The 15,055-nt window shown below is 65.1% G+C and carries 15 protein-coding genes; 8 read left to right on the forward strand and 7 right to left on the reverse strand.

The genetic code is table 11. The features are described from left to right. Positions 1-22: 22 nt before the first annotated feature. Complete coding sequence (trpD, locus tag ACVWYS_RS08545) at positions 23-1,084, forward strand: anthranilate phosphoribosyltransferase (RefSeq protein WP_456508996.1); 1,062 nt, start codon at positions 23-25, stop codon at positions 1,082-1,084. 73 nt (positions 1,085-1,157) lie between these two features. On the opposite strand, the gene ACVWYS_RS08550 is transcribed toward trpD, so the two are convergent. Continuing rightward, positions 1,158-1,439 carry an Lrp/AsnC family transcriptional regulator gene (locus ACVWYS_RS08550; protein ID WP_091251634.1) on the reverse strand — a complete coding sequence of 94 codons (282 nt, stop codon included), beginning with the start codon at positions 1,437-1,439 and terminating at the stop codon, positions 1,158-1,160. 88 nt (positions 1,440-1,527) lie between these two features. Continuing rightward, positions 1,528-1,971, reverse strand: a complete 444-nt coding sequence (locus tag ACVWYS_RS08555) for a DUF3054 domain-containing protein (protein ID WP_456508997.1) — start codon at positions 1,969-1,971, stop codon at positions 1,528-1,530. A gap of 145 nt (positions 1,972-2,116) precedes the next feature. Between ACVWYS_RS08555 and ACVWYS_RS08560 the strand changes: the two genes are divergently transcribed. Beyond that, entirely contained in the window at positions 2,117-2,272 is a 156-nt protein-coding gene (locus ACVWYS_RS08560; protein WP_161958273.1) for a hypothetical protein, read from the forward strand. 26 nt (positions 2,273-2,298) lie between these two features. On the opposite strand, the gene ACVWYS_RS08565 is transcribed toward ACVWYS_RS08560, so the two are convergent. Beyond that, positions 2,299-3,828 (reverse strand): hypothetical protein, encoded by a 1,530-nt coding sequence (locus ACVWYS_RS08565; protein WP_456508998.1) that lies wholly within the window; start codon positions 3,826-3,828, stop codon positions 2,299-2,301. Positions 3,829-3,876: 48 nt separating this feature from the next. Further along, positions 3,877-6,645 (reverse strand): MGH1-like glycoside hydrolase domain-containing protein, encoded by a 2,769-nt coding sequence (locus ACVWYS_RS08570; protein WP_456509587.1) that lies wholly within the window; start codon positions 6,643-6,645, stop codon positions 3,877-3,879. A gap of 361 nt (positions 6,646-7,006) precedes the next feature. On the opposite strand from ACVWYS_RS08570, the gene ACVWYS_RS08575 reads away from it, so the two are divergent. The 3 genes from ACVWYS_RS08575 (at position 7,007) to ACVWYS_RS08585 (ending at position 9,772) form a co-directional block, all read left to right on the forward strand. Next, positions 7,007-7,393 (forward strand): SHOCT domain-containing protein, encoded by a 387-nt coding sequence (locus ACVWYS_RS08575; protein ID WP_116768736.1) that lies wholly within the window; start codon positions 7,007-7,009, stop codon positions 7,391-7,393. A 172-nt stretch (positions 7,394-7,565) separates the two neighbouring features. Beyond that, positions 7,566-7,958: an SHOCT domain-containing protein gene (locus ACVWYS_RS08580; RefSeq protein ID WP_116768737.1), complete on the forward strand. Its 393-nt coding sequence runs from the start codon at positions 7,566-7,568 to the stop codon at positions 7,956-7,958. Between the two features lie 176 nt (positions 7,959-8,134). Further along, positions 8,135-9,772, forward strand: coding sequence for an MFS transporter (locus ACVWYS_RS08585; protein WP_116768738.1), 1,638 nt, complete (start codon positions 8,135-8,137; stop codon positions 9,770-9,772). Positions 9,773-9,794: 22 nt separating this feature from the next. Here the strand turns inward: ACVWYS_RS08585 and ACVWYS_RS08590 are convergent, their stop codons facing one another. Beyond that, positions 9,795-10,313 carry a MarR family winged helix-turn-helix transcriptional regulator gene (locus ACVWYS_RS08590; protein WP_456509163.1) on the reverse strand — a complete coding sequence of 173 codons (519 nt, stop codon included), beginning with the start codon at positions 10,311-10,313 and terminating at the stop codon, positions 9,795-9,797. A 48-nt stretch (positions 10,314-10,361) separates the two neighbouring features. Between ACVWYS_RS08590 and lgt the strand changes: the two genes are divergently transcribed. Together lgt and ACVWYS_RS08600 are read left to right on the forward strand one after the other, a co-directional pair. After that, positions 10,362-11,324 carry a prolipoprotein diacylglyceryl transferase gene (gene lgt, locus ACVWYS_RS08595; RefSeq protein WP_344367415.1) on the forward strand — a complete coding sequence of 321 codons (963 nt, stop codon included), beginning with the start codon at positions 10,362-10,364 and terminating at the stop codon, positions 11,322-11,324. Next, positions 11,314-13,422 carry a transglycosylase domain-containing protein gene (locus ACVWYS_RS08600; RefSeq protein WP_456509588.1) on the forward strand — a complete coding sequence of 703 codons (2,109 nt, stop codon included), beginning with the start codon at positions 11,314-11,316 and terminating at the stop codon, positions 13,420-13,422. Before lgt ends, ACVWYS_RS08600 begins: the two co-directional genes overlap by 11 nt. Positions 13,423-13,496: 74 nt before the next feature. Here the strand turns inward: ACVWYS_RS08600 and ACVWYS_RS08605 are convergent, their stop codons facing one another. Continuing rightward, complete coding sequence (locus tag ACVWYS_RS08605; protein ID WP_456509001.1) at positions 13,497-14,081, reverse strand: hypothetical protein; 585 nt, start codon at positions 14,079-14,081, stop codon at positions 13,497-13,499. 28 nt (positions 14,082-14,109) lie between these two features. Beyond that, complete coding sequence (trxA, locus tag ACVWYS_RS08610; protein ID WP_116768741.1) at positions 14,110-14,475, reverse strand: thioredoxin; 366 nt, start codon at positions 14,473-14,475, stop codon at positions 14,110-14,112. 162 nt (positions 14,476-14,637) lie between these two features. Here trxA and ACVWYS_RS08615 point away from each other — a divergent pair, with 162 nt between their 5' ends. Beyond that, positions 14,638-14,940: a rhodanese-like domain-containing protein gene (locus ACVWYS_RS08615; protein ID WP_456509002.1), complete on the forward strand. Its 303-nt coding sequence runs from the start codon at positions 14,638-14,640 to the stop codon at positions 14,938-14,940. Positions 14,941-15,055 lie beyond the last annotated feature (115 nt).

Below are 15,055 nucleotides of genomic sequence, written 5' to 3' on the forward strand. Positions count from 1 at the left end.
CCGACCTCGATAGCATCGGGAGGTGACTTCTCAGGCATCCGCACAGGCGGCAGGCAACACCTGGCCGCGGCTCATCAACGCACTCATCGGCGGCGCGGACCTCACCGCCGGGAGCACCGAATGGGCCATGAACTCGATCATGTCGGGCGAGGCCACGCCGGTCCAGGTGGCCGGTTTCCTCGTGGCCCTGCGGTCCAAGGGCGAGACCGTTGATGAGGTTGCCGGCCTCGTGGAAGCCATGGTGGCCAACGCCAACCCCATTGACATAGCCGGCGAGAAGCTGGACATCGTCGGCACCGGCGGCGATCAGCAGAACACTGTCAACATCTCGACGATGGCCGCGCTGATCTGTGCCGGCGCCGGCGCGAAGGTGGTCAAGCACGGCAACCGGGCGTCGTCGTCGTCGTCGGGATCTGCCGATGTCCTGGAGGCGCTCGGCGTCCGGCTGGATCTGCCGATTGCCCGCGTGGCGCTCAACGCCGAAGAAGCCGGGATCACCTTCTGCTTCGCCCAGGTGTTCCACCCCTCGATGCGGCATGCCGCCGTCGCCCGCCGGGAACTCGGCGTCCCGACCGCGTTCAACTTCCTGGGCCCGATGATCAACCCGGCACATGTCCAGGCTTCGGCCGTGGGGGTCGCCAATGAACGGATGGCCCCCCTCGTGGCCGGCGTGCTGGCCAAGCGGGGGAGCCGGGGCCTGGTGTTCCGCGGCAATGACGGCCTGGATGAACTGACCACCACCGGCCCGTCCCGGGTGTGGGAGATCCGCAACGGCGAGGTTACGGAAGAGACGTTTGACCCGCGGGAACTCGGTATCCGGCAGGCGACGCTGGAGGAGCTGCGCGGCGGCGACGCTGCGGCCAATGCCGCCGTCGTCCGTGCTGTCCTCGCCGGCGCGCCCGGGCCGGCCCGCGATGCGGCGCTGCTCAATGCCGCCGCCGGCCTCGTGGCGTTCGACCTGGACGCCGCCGGTCCTCTCGCGGAGCGCATGGCGGCTGCGCTGAAGCGGGCCGAGGAGTCCATTGAGTCGGGGGCGGCCTCCGCGGTGTTGGACAGGTGGGTCGCGTTGTCACAGGCTGCCTGAGCCGCAAACGTCAGGGGCGGGGCCGGCAGAATCTGCCGGCCCCGCCCCTGACGTTTGCGCTACTTGGTGCCGGCTACTGTTCGAACCCGAGGGCGAAAGCCGCGTCGAGGTCGTGCTGGGAGTAGGCGCGGAAGGCGATCTGTGTGGTGGTGTGCACCACGCCCGGAACCTTGGAGAGTTTGTCCGCGATGACTTCGGCCAGGTCTTCATGCTTGGCGACCCGGGCAATGGCGATCAGGTCCCATTCGCCGGTCACCGAATAGACCTCGCTGATGCCCGTGATGGCGGAGATTTCCTCAGCGGTCTCCGGAATGCGTGAAGCGTCTGTCTTGATCAGGACGAATGCGGTGACCACGTGTGAGCCTTTCCGGATCGGTTGCGCCGTTTGCGGGCCTGTCGGCGGCCCGTGTGCGGGCCCTGCCATCTTCTGCAAGCCTAGTGCATCAGGCCTGCCGGCGGCGTGAACGCAGCCGCCGCACGCCGGCTGCCACAAGGCGGTAACCCATGAGGAACACCCCGAGGCTCAGCAGGGCCACGATGATGAACGGGAGCACCACCGTCTGCCCGGTGACGGCGCGCAGAATCATGCCGACGCCGACTGTTCCGAGCCAGACGCCGACGCCGGCCGGCCACAGCCGCAGGGGGTCGCGCCACAGCCGGAGGACGAGCCATGCGAGTGCCGCGCCTGCCAGGAACGGCCACGCGGTGGCAAAGACGCCCGTGATGATTTCACCCCGCTGGTGCGCGTCGCGGCCAATCGCCGCGAAGAGCAGAATCAGGAAGGCATCGGCGCAGGCGGCCAGGGCCGCCGTCTGCCCGGGCCGGAGGCCGGGTTTGGCGGCGTCGTGGACTGACGGGCGGGGGGCTTGCGGGCTTCGAGAAGGCATACCTACAAGCGTAGCCTTGCCGCTCCGGCGTCGTGGTGTCCGGCCGGTGGCAGCCTCGCCATGCGCAATCAGGCTTACGACGGCGCATAATGCCCGGACGGCGTGGCCCCCGGGCCCCGTGCCGGTCCGCACATATGATCGTGGCATGAGTACCGACGCCGTCCCGGACGCGATCGTCCCGGTGCAGCTGGACCCACAGCTGGACGGCCAGCTGAGCATCAACGACATCCTGCTCGAACTCGGCGAGGCTCCCGTCGTGCATCCCTCGCCTGACGCCGCCAGCGAACGGCACTTCTTCTAGGGGCGCCGTTGTAGCGGAATTTGCTGTCAGCCGTGGTCAGCGCCTTCCGGCAATGGGTCGAGGCGGAGTGAATGCCATTGCCATGCGTCAAGCCTGACGAACAGCCCGTCGGCCAGATCGTCGCCGGCGCGGTCGAAACGCATGTCCCGGGTCGGGTCGGTCAACTGCCACCGGTGTCCCCGCAGGTCCGGCCACGGCGCGCTCACTCGACCTGTTGCGGGCGCATCGCTCAGATTCACGACGATCAGCCACCGGGTGGCGCCGTTCCAGCTCCAGGCGACGAGGTTTTCGAAGCTGTTGTCGCCCGGCCACCCCGCCCGTTCACACAATTGCCAGTGCCCGGCCCGAAGGGTCGGGTCGGCGACAACCGCCAGGAGCCGGCGGTAGAAGGCCGCCAGCTCGTCGTCGGCCGGCTCGGCAGGGAAACGACCGAGGAACACGGGAAGGCGTACCCGCCGCCCCAACAGCTGGCCGTGGTGAATCAGCCGAGCCCCGGTCTGGGTCAGGGCCGCCACCGCTGCCGCCTGTGTCCGGCCGCCCCCGAACGCAGCCGCGGCCCGTGGCTCGTCGTGATTCTCCACGAACCGGACGAGGGCATTCTGATACGTTGGCTCCGCCAGCAGGTGGAGCCGCACCTCCTCGGCACTGCCGCGGAGAAGACGGTCATACAGGCGCTTGTCGTAGCAGTAGTCGAAGCCCTGCTGCATCAGGGACCACTCAAGATCCCAATAGGCTTCGGCGAGGAACACGAAACCCGGGTGGGATTCGCGGACGGCGGTGATCACTGTGGGCCAGTATTCTGCGCTGGGTGCCGGCCCGACCCGGGCACCCCAAGTGCGGGCGAAAACGTCGTTCATGACCAGCATCGCCATGTCGCAACGTACCCCGTCGCACTGATCGGCGATCGATCTGAGCGTCTCCACTGCCGCCGATCGCAGGGCCGGGTCGAAGGCATTGAGCTGAACGACGTCAGGCCACGCCGGGAAGTAGGGGTCCCGTCCGTTGGCGAGCACCCGGCCGCCCACCTCGATGAAGGACGTCGGATCCCGGTCCCGATCCGCGGTAGTTCCCGATACGAAGAGCTCGGGTGTCCCGGTGGTCCACGGATGATCCGGGGCGACATGGTTGGGCACGAAGTCCAGGATCAAGCGGAGACCTCGCGCGGCGAGCGCCTCTCGGGCGGCGGCAAGCCCGGCGGGGCCACCGAGGCGGTCGTCGGCCACATAGTCCCTGATGCAGTACGGCGACCCGACGACGTCCTCGGCACGCCAATCGGGAAGAGCGGCCTGGAAATCGGACCGCAGGGCTGGATTTGCCAGTGCGATCGCGATTCCGGCGGCGCTGCGACGCCAGACTCCCATCAACCAGACCGAATCGAAGCCCAGGCCGGCAATCTCGTCCCAGTGCCGAGGCGGGACGGAGCCAAGATCGATCGGTTTGTTTTCTTCCACGCTGAGTGATTCGAGCCATGCCCATGTGTTGATCTCGTAGATAAAGGGGTGGGCCACCGGTGGCGTCAGGCCCGGTGGCCGGTCCGGCGCTGGCATCTCGTCCATCACAGCTCCCTCGCCGATCGTGACTCTCCTGAGACGGACAGCCGCCCCTCAGTCTTGTTGGACATGGTTTCGGTGGTGCGTTTCCTGCGGTCCTGTCGTGGTGGTGGGGTCCGCGGTGTCCCCGAACACCAGCCGGTGGCTATGGTGGGGCGGGTCCAGAAGGAGGTCCGCGACCAGCGCGGACCACCCGGTCTGGTGCATGGCGCCGAGTCCGGCCCCGTTGTCGCCGTGGAAGTACTCGTAGAACAGCAGGTTGTCCTTCCACGCGGGATCGTTCTGCAACAGGTCCGCGCCACCATAGACCGGTCGGCGTCCGTCCGGCCCGGGGAGCCAGATGCTCACCAGGCGATCGCTGAGGTCACCGGCAATCTCCCGCAGGGTCAGGTGGTGACCGGAACGGGTGGGGTATTCGACGGTGAAGTCGGGACCGAAGAACTGGTCGTACTGCAGCAGCGCCCGGATGATGAGGTAGTTGACCGGCAGCCACACAGGTCCCCGCCAGTTGGAATTGCCGCCGTACATGGCGGTCCGCGATTCGGCTGGTTCGTACTGGATTGCGGCGGTGGGCAGTCCCGGAACCGTGTAGGGCGTGTTGTGGCGCTTGGAGAGCGATCGCAGGCCGTGGGGAGACAGGAATGCCTCCTCGTCGAACAACGTACCGAACAGCCGGGCGAGCTTGTCCATCGGGAGGACCGACAGCAGCGTCCGCCTGGACTCCCCGGAGCCACGGACCTGCCAATCGAGGATCTCGTGCCGCTCGGTCTGTTCCAACCGTCCGGCGAACCGCTTCCGCAGCCGGCGGTTCCGGTCCGTGTCCTGGGTGGGGAGCGCCACCGCGGGCAGTGCCGGGATCAACCCGACGAGGGTCTGCACCCTGATCGGGAAGCTGTTCCCGGAAGGGTCGGTGAGCCGGTCGTAGAAGAAGCCGTCCTCGGTGTCATAGCAGCCTGAATCCTCCAGTGCGTCCATGATCAGTACGGTCTGTTCCAGGAATTTCACCACCATGTCCTCATAGACGTCGTCGTATTCGGCGAGTTTGGTGGCCAGGGTGAGCATGGCCACGGAGTAGTACGCCATCCATGCGGTGCCGTCGGCCTGGTCCAGCTTGAAGCCGGGGGGCAGGTGGGATCGGTCGATTGGGCTGATGTTGTCCAAACCCAAAAAGCCGCCGCCGAACAGGTTGTTCCCGTCGGGGTCCTGCCGGTTGAGCCACCAGGTGAAATTCAGCAGCAGCTTGTTGAACACCCGTTTCAGGAAGTGCAGGTCGGTGCCTCCGTCGATGACGAACACCCGGATGGCGGCCAGCGCATGGACGGGGGGATTCACATCGTCGAAGTTCCACTCGTAAGAGGGCAACGCACCGTTCGGATGCTGGAACCACTCCCGAAGGAGCACCAACAGCTGGTATTTGGCGAACGCGGGATCCAGGTGCGCCCAGGTGATGGAGTGAAACGCCAGATCCCAGGCCGCGAACCACGGGTACTCCCACGGGTCGGGCATGGCAAGCACGTCGAACGAGTCCAGGTGCCGCCACCCCGTGTTCCGGCCGTTACGATGCCCGGCCGGCGGCGCCGGCTGGGTGGGGTCGCCATCCAACCACCGGTTGACCCGATACGGGTACATTTGCTTGCTCCAGATCAGCCCTGCGCAGGACTGGCGCATCACCTGCATCGGTTCGGCACCGATCTCAGCGGGGGCGATCGCTGTGTAGAACTCGTCCGCGTCCTGCTCCCGGGCTGCCATGACGTCATCGAAGTAGGAGTCGGACCAGCCGGCGGGGGGAGTGGCCTGGTCGGGGAACGGCCGGTGCAGCCTCAGCCGCAGCTCGACCCGACCGCCTCCCGGCACGGTCACCTGATACCACCAGGATGCCTTGGTGCCCCGATGTTGCGGATTTACGGTGTCTGCGCCCGAGACCACGTGGTCGTTGATGCCGTCCTTCGGATAGGCGGTGACCGGAGCCGACCCGAACAGGCGGGCTGTGTTCGTCTCGTTGTCACAGAACAACGCCTGTGGCCGGACGCCGTCCTTGGTGGGAGCGGCATCGAGGCGGTAGCCGGACAGTCGCGGGTGTTCGACCGCAACCCCGTCCCCGTCCAGGAACAACGACGGCGCCTCGCCGCCCGAGACCCGCCACGTGTTGCGGAACCACATGGTGGGCAACACCGAAATCGCTGCTTCCTCGGCTGAATGGTTTTCGAGGGTGATCCGGGCAAGTACCTCGGTCGGTGAGGCCTTTGCGTATGCGACGTCCACGGACCAGTACCGGCCCCCGTCGAAGGCGCCGGTATCCAGCAACTCGAACTCGGGTTCGTCCCGGGAACGACGGGCGTTCTCCTCAACCAGCTGCTGATAGGGAAACTCTCCCTGGGGGTAGTGATACCGCCACCGCAGCCATGCATGGCTGGGCAACGCGTCCGGGTACCACCAGTATTCCTTGACGTCCTCCCCGTGGTTGCCTTGGGGACCGGTCAGCCCGAACATCCGCTCCTTCAGGATAGGATCGGCCCCGTTCCACAGCGCCAACCCCAAGCACAGGTCATGGTGAATGTCGGACAGCCCCGCCATGCCGTCCTCGTTCCATCGGAACGCACGGGACCGGGCATGATCATGCGGAAAATAATCCCACGCGTCACCACCGTCGCTGTAGTCCTCCCGAACCGTGCCCCAGGCCCGCTCCGACAGGTAAGGCCCCCACTCGTACCAGGGATTCGCCTCGAACAGGACATCCTCCGCCGCACCCGTGGCCTCGGCCAGCCGGGCATGCTCAGCGGTGGCAATTCGAGGTGCCGCTGGCGGCGTCGTGTCGTCGGTCATGAGGTCCTCCCAGGAAGTGGTGACGCCCAAATCTCTCAATACATGCCCGGACCGCGGCCCAAGACTTGGTCGCCGTCGACCCTCAATGACGCCATCCACCGCGCCGGGTGTGCCCATTTGGGCTGATGCTATCAGGTGCTATCAGGCGGCGTGCCGCCGTCGTTGCTACGGAACTATAATTCATCGTTCGTTCACCTCGTCGAGTCCGGTCCGACTGGACGAGGACCGACGTCGCCCACTGGAGAGACAATGCGATTCATTGACAATGCGGGCCCCGTGCGTAGGCTTGGGGCGAGCTGAGTCGATCGCCTGAGTCGCCCCGGCTTATGAAGGCATCAAGGTCTCTCGAAAGGCGGAGGCAATGGGTTTTTGGGATGCCATATGGCTCATGTTTTCGTTCGTTATGTTCGCCGCGTACCTGATAGTGCTGTTTCTGGTCATCAAGGACATTTTTTCGGATCGTCTGCGCCCCGGGTGGGTAAAGGCCATGTGGATTCTCGCCGTTCTCCTCTTCCCGCTCCTCGGTTGCCTTGCCTACATGTTGTTCTACGGGCAGCAAATGGCCGTACGGGAATCCGTGCGGCAGGACGCAACCCAGAGAGAGGCCAGTGATGACATGGCTGACTACGTTCGTCGGACCGCCAACAGCAACCCCGCCGAACAGATCGCGGCGGCGAAAAGGCTCCTTGATGAAGGCACGATCACCCGCGACGAATTCCAGATGCTCAAGGCCAGGGCCTTGGGATAAATGTCACTTGGGTAATGCCGGATTTCGAGGCGGTTGCGCTCTCCGTGCATAGAGATGGAGCATGGCGGCCCCACCCCGCTCAATACAGGCCTTATGGTCCTAATGGCGAGTGCCAGGGAAGGCTACTTTGGCCCTTAAGGGAATGCCAGCAGGGCTTCCTCGGAACGAAAGGATGGCTCCCGTGGAGCAATTCTGGAACGTCATCTGGCTATTCTTTTGGGGATTTGCCTTCGTCTCGTACCTGTTTGCACTTTTTGCCGTGATCTCCGATATTTTCCGGGACCGCGACCTCAACGGCTGGCTCAAGGCCGTGTGGATACTATTCCTGGTCTTCGTGCCGTTCCTCACCGTTCTTGTCTACCTGATCGCGCGCGGCCGCAGCATGGCGGAACGCCAGGCCAAGAGTGCACGACAGGCGGAAGCCGAAACGACTGAATACATCCGCTCCGTTGCCACGGCTTCCCCCACCCAGGAAATCGCCAAGGCCAAGGAACTCCTCGACGCCGGCACCCTGACCCAAGGCGAGTTCGATGCGCTCAAGGCGAAAGCGTTGAGCCGGGCCTGACCGGCCGTTTGTGTCCTGCCCTCATGGGCTTCATCGTCGCCCGTGCCGTCAGCGGGCCCGGCGGACCGTTGGTGAGTTGCGCCGCGGGGCCCGGTGCGGGCGGCATGACGTGAGCCAGGCGCACGCCGCGCCCCGCAGCGGCTGCGCACAACACCTCGAGAACTGCGTGTCACCCAATGAAAAAGTGGACCGCCGGCATCATCCTAGGCTGCGCACAATTCGTCATGGTGCTGGACAGCACCGTGATGAACGTTTCGATCTCGACAGTCGTGAATGACCTCAACACGACCGTAGCCGCGATGCAGGCTGCCATCACCTTCTATACGCTGACCATGGCCTCACTGATGCTGCTCGGCGCGAAACTCGGCGACGTCTGGGGGAGGAGGCGCGCCTTCGTCATCGGCTCCATCATCTACGCCTGCGGCTCCCTGCTCACCGCACTCAGCCCCAACATCGTGGTCCTCTTCATCGGGTGGTCCGTGATCGAAGGCGTCGGGGCCGTCCTGGTGATACCTGCCATCGCGGCCCTCATCGCCAACAATTACCAGGACCAGGACAGGGTGACAGGGTTCGCGATCATCGGGGCGACCTCGGGGGCCGCCGTCGCACTGGGCCCCCTCATCGGCGGCTACGTCACAACGTACCTGAGCTGGAGGTATGTGTTCGTTGGGGAAGTCGTGGTGATGGCGGCCGTGGTCGTCCTTTCACGCCTTGTGCCCGACACCAGCCGCCCGCAAAGCATCAAAATTGATGGTGTCAGTGTCCTGCTCTCGGCGGCGGGCCTGACCCTGATCGTTTTCGCCATGCTCCAAAGCAAGACGTGGGGCTGGATTTTGCCAAAGCACTCGCCGGAGATCGGCGGCGTTCCCATCAATCCGCTGGGCCTGTCCCTGGTGCCCTACTTGATATTGGCCGGAGGATTCCTGCTGTGGGCCTTCTTTGCCCGGCAGGAAGCACTCATCCGGCGGGGGCGCCCCCCGCTGGTTCACGTCTCGATGTTGTCAATCAAGCAGCTGCGTTCCGGCTTGTCCGTCCTCGCCGCCCAATACATGATCACGGCGGGCCTGTTCTTCATGATTCCGGTGTATTTGCAGATGACCCTTGGACTCAACGCGCTCGATACCGGCATCAAGATCTTTCCGCTCTCGGTTTCGCTGATTCTGTTCTCGGTTGTTGGCACCCGGCTGACGGCCATCTGGTCCCCGCGCCGCATTGTTCGGCTCGGGCAGCTCATCCTGGTGGCGAGCAGTTTCGTGTTGCTCGGATCGGTGTCCCTGGACCTCCGGAGCGTGCTCTTTGCGGTCGGAATGTTCTTCGCGGGAGCCGCCCTGGGGCTGCTTGCATCCCAGATCGGCAACGTGACGATGTCGAGTGTCGGGGTCGAGCGGTCCAGTGAGATCGGCGGCCTCCAGGGGATCTTCCAGAACCTCGGCTCCTCGCTGGGAACGGCCCTCATCGGATCCGTCCTGATCGCGTCGCTCTCAAGCTCGTTCCTGGGTGCTGTGGACAGCAGCGACCTTCCAAGCAACGTGAAGGATCTCGTTGCGGCCCAAACGCAGGCCGGCGTCAACATTGTGCCCGTGTCCACCGTGGACGACATTGCGACGCAGGCGGGCCTTTCACCTGGCGACGCCGCCACGCTCACTACGCTCTACGCCGACTCGCAGGTGTCCTCGCTCAGGGCATCGATGGTGGCCCTGGTATTCATTGGATCGCTTTCACTGCTGTTCTCGAAGAACATCCCCACCGCACTGGTCCGGCGGAAGCCGACGGAGGAATCGGAGACTGATTCCGCGCCATCGGGCGCTGCGTGAGGGCCGCGTTAGCCTGTAGCACTCATCTGGGCGGGGTCGGCTCTGTTCCCGGGCGGCTGTCCCGGTTCTGCTCGTCGGATTCCAGCAGGGCCGCGAGCGCGGCCAAGGCCGGCACGGCGTCTTCGATGGCTTTCTGATAGGTCGACGGCAAACGCTTTAGGGCATGGCCGAGCCGCCGGTCATTGGCTGCCTGCCACGCGCTTAGCACCTCAGTGCCCTGAGGGGTCAGGCTCAGGCTCACGGACCGGCGATCGCCGGGACGGGCCACGCGTTCAACGAGTCCGGACGCCACCATTTGCTGGACCAGGTTGCTCACCGTGTTGGTTGCCAAGCGCTGACGAGCGGCAAGCCCGCTAACGCCCAGGCCCGGTTCGTCGGCCAGCCGCTGGAGGACCTCGACCTGGGCCATGGGCAGTGATTCCCAAGGAAACTCCTGCCGCACGCTCGAGCGCAGGACGCGGCGCAGACGTGTGATGGCGCCGGTCAATGACCACGCGGCGGTGCCGGCCGTCCCCGTTTCCTGTATCGATACATCGGCCATGTCCACGACGCCAGCCTATCCCGAATATTCCCCCTATAGAATAGTTCTGTGACCGAACTAATTCTTGACAGTGATTCCTTCATTCCTTCACCCACGGTCAGTGCCATTCATCTGGGCCCGCTGACCGTTCACTTCTATGCCCTGTGCATCATGGCCGGCATCGCAGTGGCCGTCTGGTTGGGATCCCGCCGCTGGGCGGACCGCGGCGGCGACGCCGGGCAGGTTCTGGATATCTGCCTGTGGGCGGTGCCTGCAGGAATTGTCGGCGGCCGGATCTACCACGTCGTCACCGATCCGGAGCTGTACTTCGTTCCCGGAGCGAACCCCTGGAATGCGTTCGCCATCTGGGACGGCGGCCTGGGCATCTGGGGCGCGATCGCCTTGGGGTGTTTTGGGGCATGGATCGGCTGCCGCAGGTCGAATGTGTCACTCATTGCATTCCTGGATGCGGTGGCGCCGGGCGTGCTCTTTGCCCAGGCCCTGGGGCGCTGGGGGAACTGGTTCAACAATGAACTCTACGGGGACCCGACCACGCTGCCGTGGAAACTCCAGATCCACCAGATGGACTACGCCACCGGGTCCGCGCTCACCAACGCCTCCGGCGCTCCGGTCGTTCTCGGTTATTTCCAGCCCACATTCCTCTACGAGTCCCTCTGGTGCGTCGCGGTCGGCTTCCTGATCCTCTACCTGGACCGGCGATTCAGCCTCGGAGCCGGAAGCGTTTTCGCTCTCTACGTCGCGGGCTACACGGCCGGGCGGTTTGCCTTTGAGCTGATGCGCTCGGACTACGCCAACCTGATACTGGGGCTCAGGGTGAACACCTGGGTGGCGGCACTGATCTTCCTGGCAGGGGCCGCCGGATTCGTCCTGCTCTTCCGCCGCGGTCGCTCGGTCGCCTTGCCGGATGGAGCCCGCATCGACGCCGGCGTCGACGCCGATGAACAACCGCCGTCGTCCGGCCTGCGGCCGAAACAGGAGAGTGCACCGAGGGAACACGCCGATGCCGAGTAGGGACTCGCGATGGGGGAAGATCCTCTCGTTCGTTATTGCCGGCGCACTTTGCGGCGTCCTGGTCGCGGGGCTCTTCCTCCCGGCGACCGCCGTGGCGGGAACAACTGTCAGCAATTCGATCGGCATGTTTGACCGGCTGCCCGATGACCTGGATATGAGCGCCCCGCCCGCGGCCTCGACGGTGCTGGCCAACGACGGGTCCGTGATTGCCACCTTTTACGCAGAAAACCGTGCGCCCGTGACGCTGGACAAGATGTCCCCGTTCATCCGGGACGGGATCGTCGCCATCGAGGACGCGCGCTTCTACCAGCACGGGGGAATCGACACCACCGGGATCCTGAGGGCGATCGTGGCTACCGCGCAGGGCGGACGCCAGGGCGCCTCGACCATCACGCAGCAGTACGTGAACAACATGATCATCGAATCCCTTGTCCAGCAGGGCAAAGGCGATCAGGTCAAGCTGGGCTACGCCAAGACGATCGGCGACAAGCTGCGGGAGATGAAGCTTGCGATTGCCCTGGAGACGAAATACTCCAAGGGCCAGATCCTGCAGGGCTACCTGAATATCGTCTATTTCGGCAACGGCGCCTACGGCATCGACGCCGCCGCCGAAGAATACTTCAACGTCCCCGCCAGTGCCCTGACCCTGCCCGAGGCCGCGGCCCTGGCCGGCGTCGTGAACAGTCCCGTCTACTACGACCCGCTCACCGAGCCTGACCATGTGGTGGCCCGCCGGAACGAAGTCCTGGACAAGATGCTCCAACAAGGACGTATCACCGCATCGGAACACGACGCCGCCGTGGAAGCGCCGATTGGACTGAACGTCCACCCCAGCAGCCAGGGCTGCTTCGGCGCGGCGACGGCGCCGTACTTCTGCGACTACGTCCAGCGGCTGATCCTCAACGACCCCGCCTTCGGGGCCGATGAAGCGGCCCGCAAGAAGCTCCTCTACCTGGGCGGGCTCACCATCCACACGACACTGGACCCGGCGCTCCAAAAAGTAGCCCAGGAGCAAGTTGACGCCTCCTTGCCCGCCGCGGATCCCCTGCAGCGCGGTTCCTCGCTGGTCAGCGTCCAACCCGGCACCGGCAGGGTTTTGACCATGGCGCAGAACACCGTCTACAACCCTGCCACGGCGCCGGGCAACTATATGGGCAACTTCGCCCTGCCCGAGAAGGACGCCAACGGCCAGCCGCTCGACGGTGCCGGCGGGTTCCAGATCGGTTCCACCATGAAGCCGTTCATTTTCGCGGAATGGCTCAACGCCGGAAAATCGATGGCCACCCAGCTGGATGGATCGGTCCGCGTCTACAGGGCCGGATACCCCTGGAAGAACTCCTGCGGTGTCACCACCGGATCCTACGACCCGGCCCTCGGCCAGACCCCGCTGCCGAACGACGACCCCAATCATTACTACCCGATGAGTGTCCTGCAGGGCCTCTACCAGTCGATCAACACCATCACCTTCCAGTCGGCCGCCCAGCTGGATTTCTGCAACATCCAAAAAATGGCGACGGCGGCAGGAGTCACCAACGGACACACGAACCAGCCCTACGACCTGTCCAGCATCGCCAACCTGATCGGGACCCAGGACGTCGCCCCGCTGACCATGGCCAACGCCTACGCCACGTTCGCCGCCAAGGGAGTGCACTGCGACCCGATCGCCCTGGACTCGGTGACCGGCCCGCATGGACGGAACTACCCTGTGCCCGGCGCGGACTGCCGGCAAGCCATCGACCCCAATGTCGCTGCCGGCGTCACCTACGCCCTGAAGAACGGGCTGACCAGGGGCTCCGGCTACAACATCCCGGTCACCAAGAGCCATGACATTTTCGCCAAAACCGGCACCACCGACGGAAACACCATGACCTGGACCGTCGGTGCCACCTCGGGCATATCCACAGCATCATGGTTCGGAAGCTACCAGGGCATCGGCCCGCGCTGGGTCAACCAGAACATCACCATCAACGGAAAGTACTATGCCGCCGTCGACGGCGCCGATATTGCCGGAGGCCAATGGGGGCACCTCATGGATGCTGCAGCGCAGCAGTTCCCCGCCGCGCCGTTTGCCCTGCCGCCGGCGTCCATGCTGGGGTGATGAAGGCCCCGGCTGCCGGAAAACTGGGCGTCTATCCGTCTGTGATGCCCGATGCCTCAGGCATCGGGGCGGCCCTACGAGCCCGGCTTGGACGGAAAGAGCGGGCGGCAGGTAGAACACACCTCGCCCGCATCCTCGCCGGCAACGGGCGATGCGGCCGTCCGCTCAAGTCCGAGCCGCTCCCGCAAAGCCCAGCCCAACAGGGCAAATGACAGGAGCGCGAAGGCGGGCTGGATCACCCCTGCCAACACTGCAGGTGGCGCGCCGGTGAACAGATGCGCGGCCAGGCTTCCCGCCCCGGTGGACGTGGACAGCACCAGTCCTGTGAGACCGATCAAAGGCCAACGTGCGTCACAGACGGTCGCCTCGGCCCCGACGGGTGCGCTGATGTAACTGCCCACCACCAGTCCGGCCAGGAGCGAACCGGCCCCGCCGATCACAAAAGACCACCACGGGGCACCCACTGCTGTCATCATGCCATTCGTTGAGACCACAACCGCGGCGGCGGCGGCAGCGGCGATGCCCGCGGCGGCCACCCGTGACCGCTGCCAGCCGCGAAGCCGGCGCCAGTCAGCGCCCAGGGACCTGAGCCGTTCGTGGACCCTTCCCTGGGCATCGCCGCCTGCGGTTTCCGGCGCGACCGTATTGTTCGTATCCATGGCTGTGCCTAGCTGTGCTCGGGTTGTCCTACGATGCCGGGACAGCGGCCATTTTTGCCCGGACCGCGTCCATGTCCAGGTCCTTGATGGCGGTGATGAGCTGCTCCAGCCCGGCCGCGTTCATTGCCCCGGGCTGGGAGAAGACGAGGATCCCCTCCCGAAAGGCCATCAGGGTGGGGATGGAGGTGATGCGGGCGGCAGCGGAGAGGCCCGGCTCGGCCTCCGTGTCCACCTTGGCGAAGACGACGTCCTTGTGGTTCTCGGAGGCCTTGCTGAAGGTGGGGGCGAACATCCGGCAAGGTCCGCACCAGGCTGCCCAGAAATCAACCAGCACGATGCCGTTGCCGGTGATGGTGTCGTTGAAGGTCTTTTCGGAAATGTCGATGGTTGCCATGCAGGAATTCTATACCCCGGGGGGTATTACTTCAAGGGCGGCGCCGGTTTGCTTTTATACCCCTGGGGGTATCATTATTGAAGGAGGGAGATGCCCGCCGGGAACCGCAGGGTCCTTAGTTTGTGTGGCACCTCAGCCCCGTCCTACCGAAAGGTCCAGCACATGGAAATCACCCCACAGCAGCTCGCAGAACAGCTCAAGAGCGGCAGCGATGCCCAGATTGTGGATGTGCGAGAACCAGCCGAAATCGCTGAAGGCATGATCCCCGGTGCCAGGCACATTGCCCTTGGCGAACTGGCCGGCCGTCTCAGCGACCTGGACAAGGCCCGTCCCGTCATCGCCGTGTGCCGCAGCGGACGCCGGAGTGCGGCCGCCGCGGACCAGCTGTCAGCCGCGGGCTACACGGCGTACACCGTGCCCGGCGGAATGCTTGATTGGACGGCCGCGGGCTTCCCGACCGCCTGATCACACCAGACTGCCCGGGCGGCATGCCCCCACATGCAGCCCGGGCTTCCATTTGCCCGGACCGTGTCCCTGACATGGCGAACCGGGCGGTGGAGGGCGGCCACCCGCAAGCGCG

The sequence above is a fragment of the Arthrobacter sp. TE12231 genome (assembly GCF_054062895.1).

What these genes read in the sequence shown, in the direction of transcription:
- ACVWYS_RS08600 (WP_456509588.1), top strand. Translation starts at nt 11,314, where the DNA reads ATGCCGAGTAGGGACTCGCGATGGGGGAAGATCCTCTCGTTCGTTATT.
- ACVWYS_RS08565 (WP_456508998.1), bottom strand. Translation starts at nt 3,828, where the DNA reads ATGGACGAGATGCCAGCGCCGGACCGGCCACCGGGCCTGACGCCACCG.
- ACVWYS_RS08615 (WP_456509002.1), top strand. Translation starts at nt 14,638, where the DNA reads ATGGAAATCACCCCACAGCAGCTCGCAGAACAGCTCAAGAGCGGCAGC.
- ACVWYS_RS08575 (WP_116768736.1), top strand. Translation starts at nt 7,007, where the DNA reads ATGGGTTTTTGGGATGCCATATGGCTCATGTTTTCGTTCGTTATGTTC.
- ACVWYS_RS08555 (WP_456508997.1), bottom strand. Translation starts at nt 1,971, where the DNA reads ATGCCTTCTCGAAGCCCGCAAGCCCCCCGCCCGTCAGTCCACGACGCC.
- ACVWYS_RS08585 (WP_116768738.1), top strand. Translation starts at nt 8,135, where the DNA reads ATGAAAAAGTGGACCGCCGGCATCATCCTAGGCTGCGCACAATTCGTC.
- trxA (WP_116768741.1), bottom strand. Translation starts at nt 14,475, where the DNA reads ATGGCAACCATCGACATTTCCGAAAAGACCTTCAACGACACCATCACC.
- ACVWYS_RS08605 (WP_456509001.1), bottom strand. Translation starts at nt 14,081, where the DNA reads ATGGATACGAACAATACGGTCGCGCCGGAAACCGCAGGCGGCGATGCC.
- ACVWYS_RS08570 (WP_456509587.1), bottom strand. Translation starts at nt 6,645, where the DNA reads ATGACCGACGACACGACGCCGCCAGCGGCACCTCGAATTGCCACCGCT.
- ACVWYS_RS08590 (WP_456509163.1), bottom strand. Translation starts at nt 10,313, where the DNA reads ATGGCCGATGTATCGATACAGGAAACGGGGACGGCCGGCACCGCCGCG.
- ACVWYS_RS08560 (WP_161958273.1), top strand. Translation starts at nt 2,117, where the DNA reads ATGAGTACCGACGCCGTCCCGGACGCGATCGTCCCGGTGCAGCTGGAC.
- ACVWYS_RS08580 (WP_116768737.1), top strand. Translation starts at nt 7,566, where the DNA reads ATGGCTCCCGTGGAGCAATTCTGGAACGTCATCTGGCTATTCTTTTGG.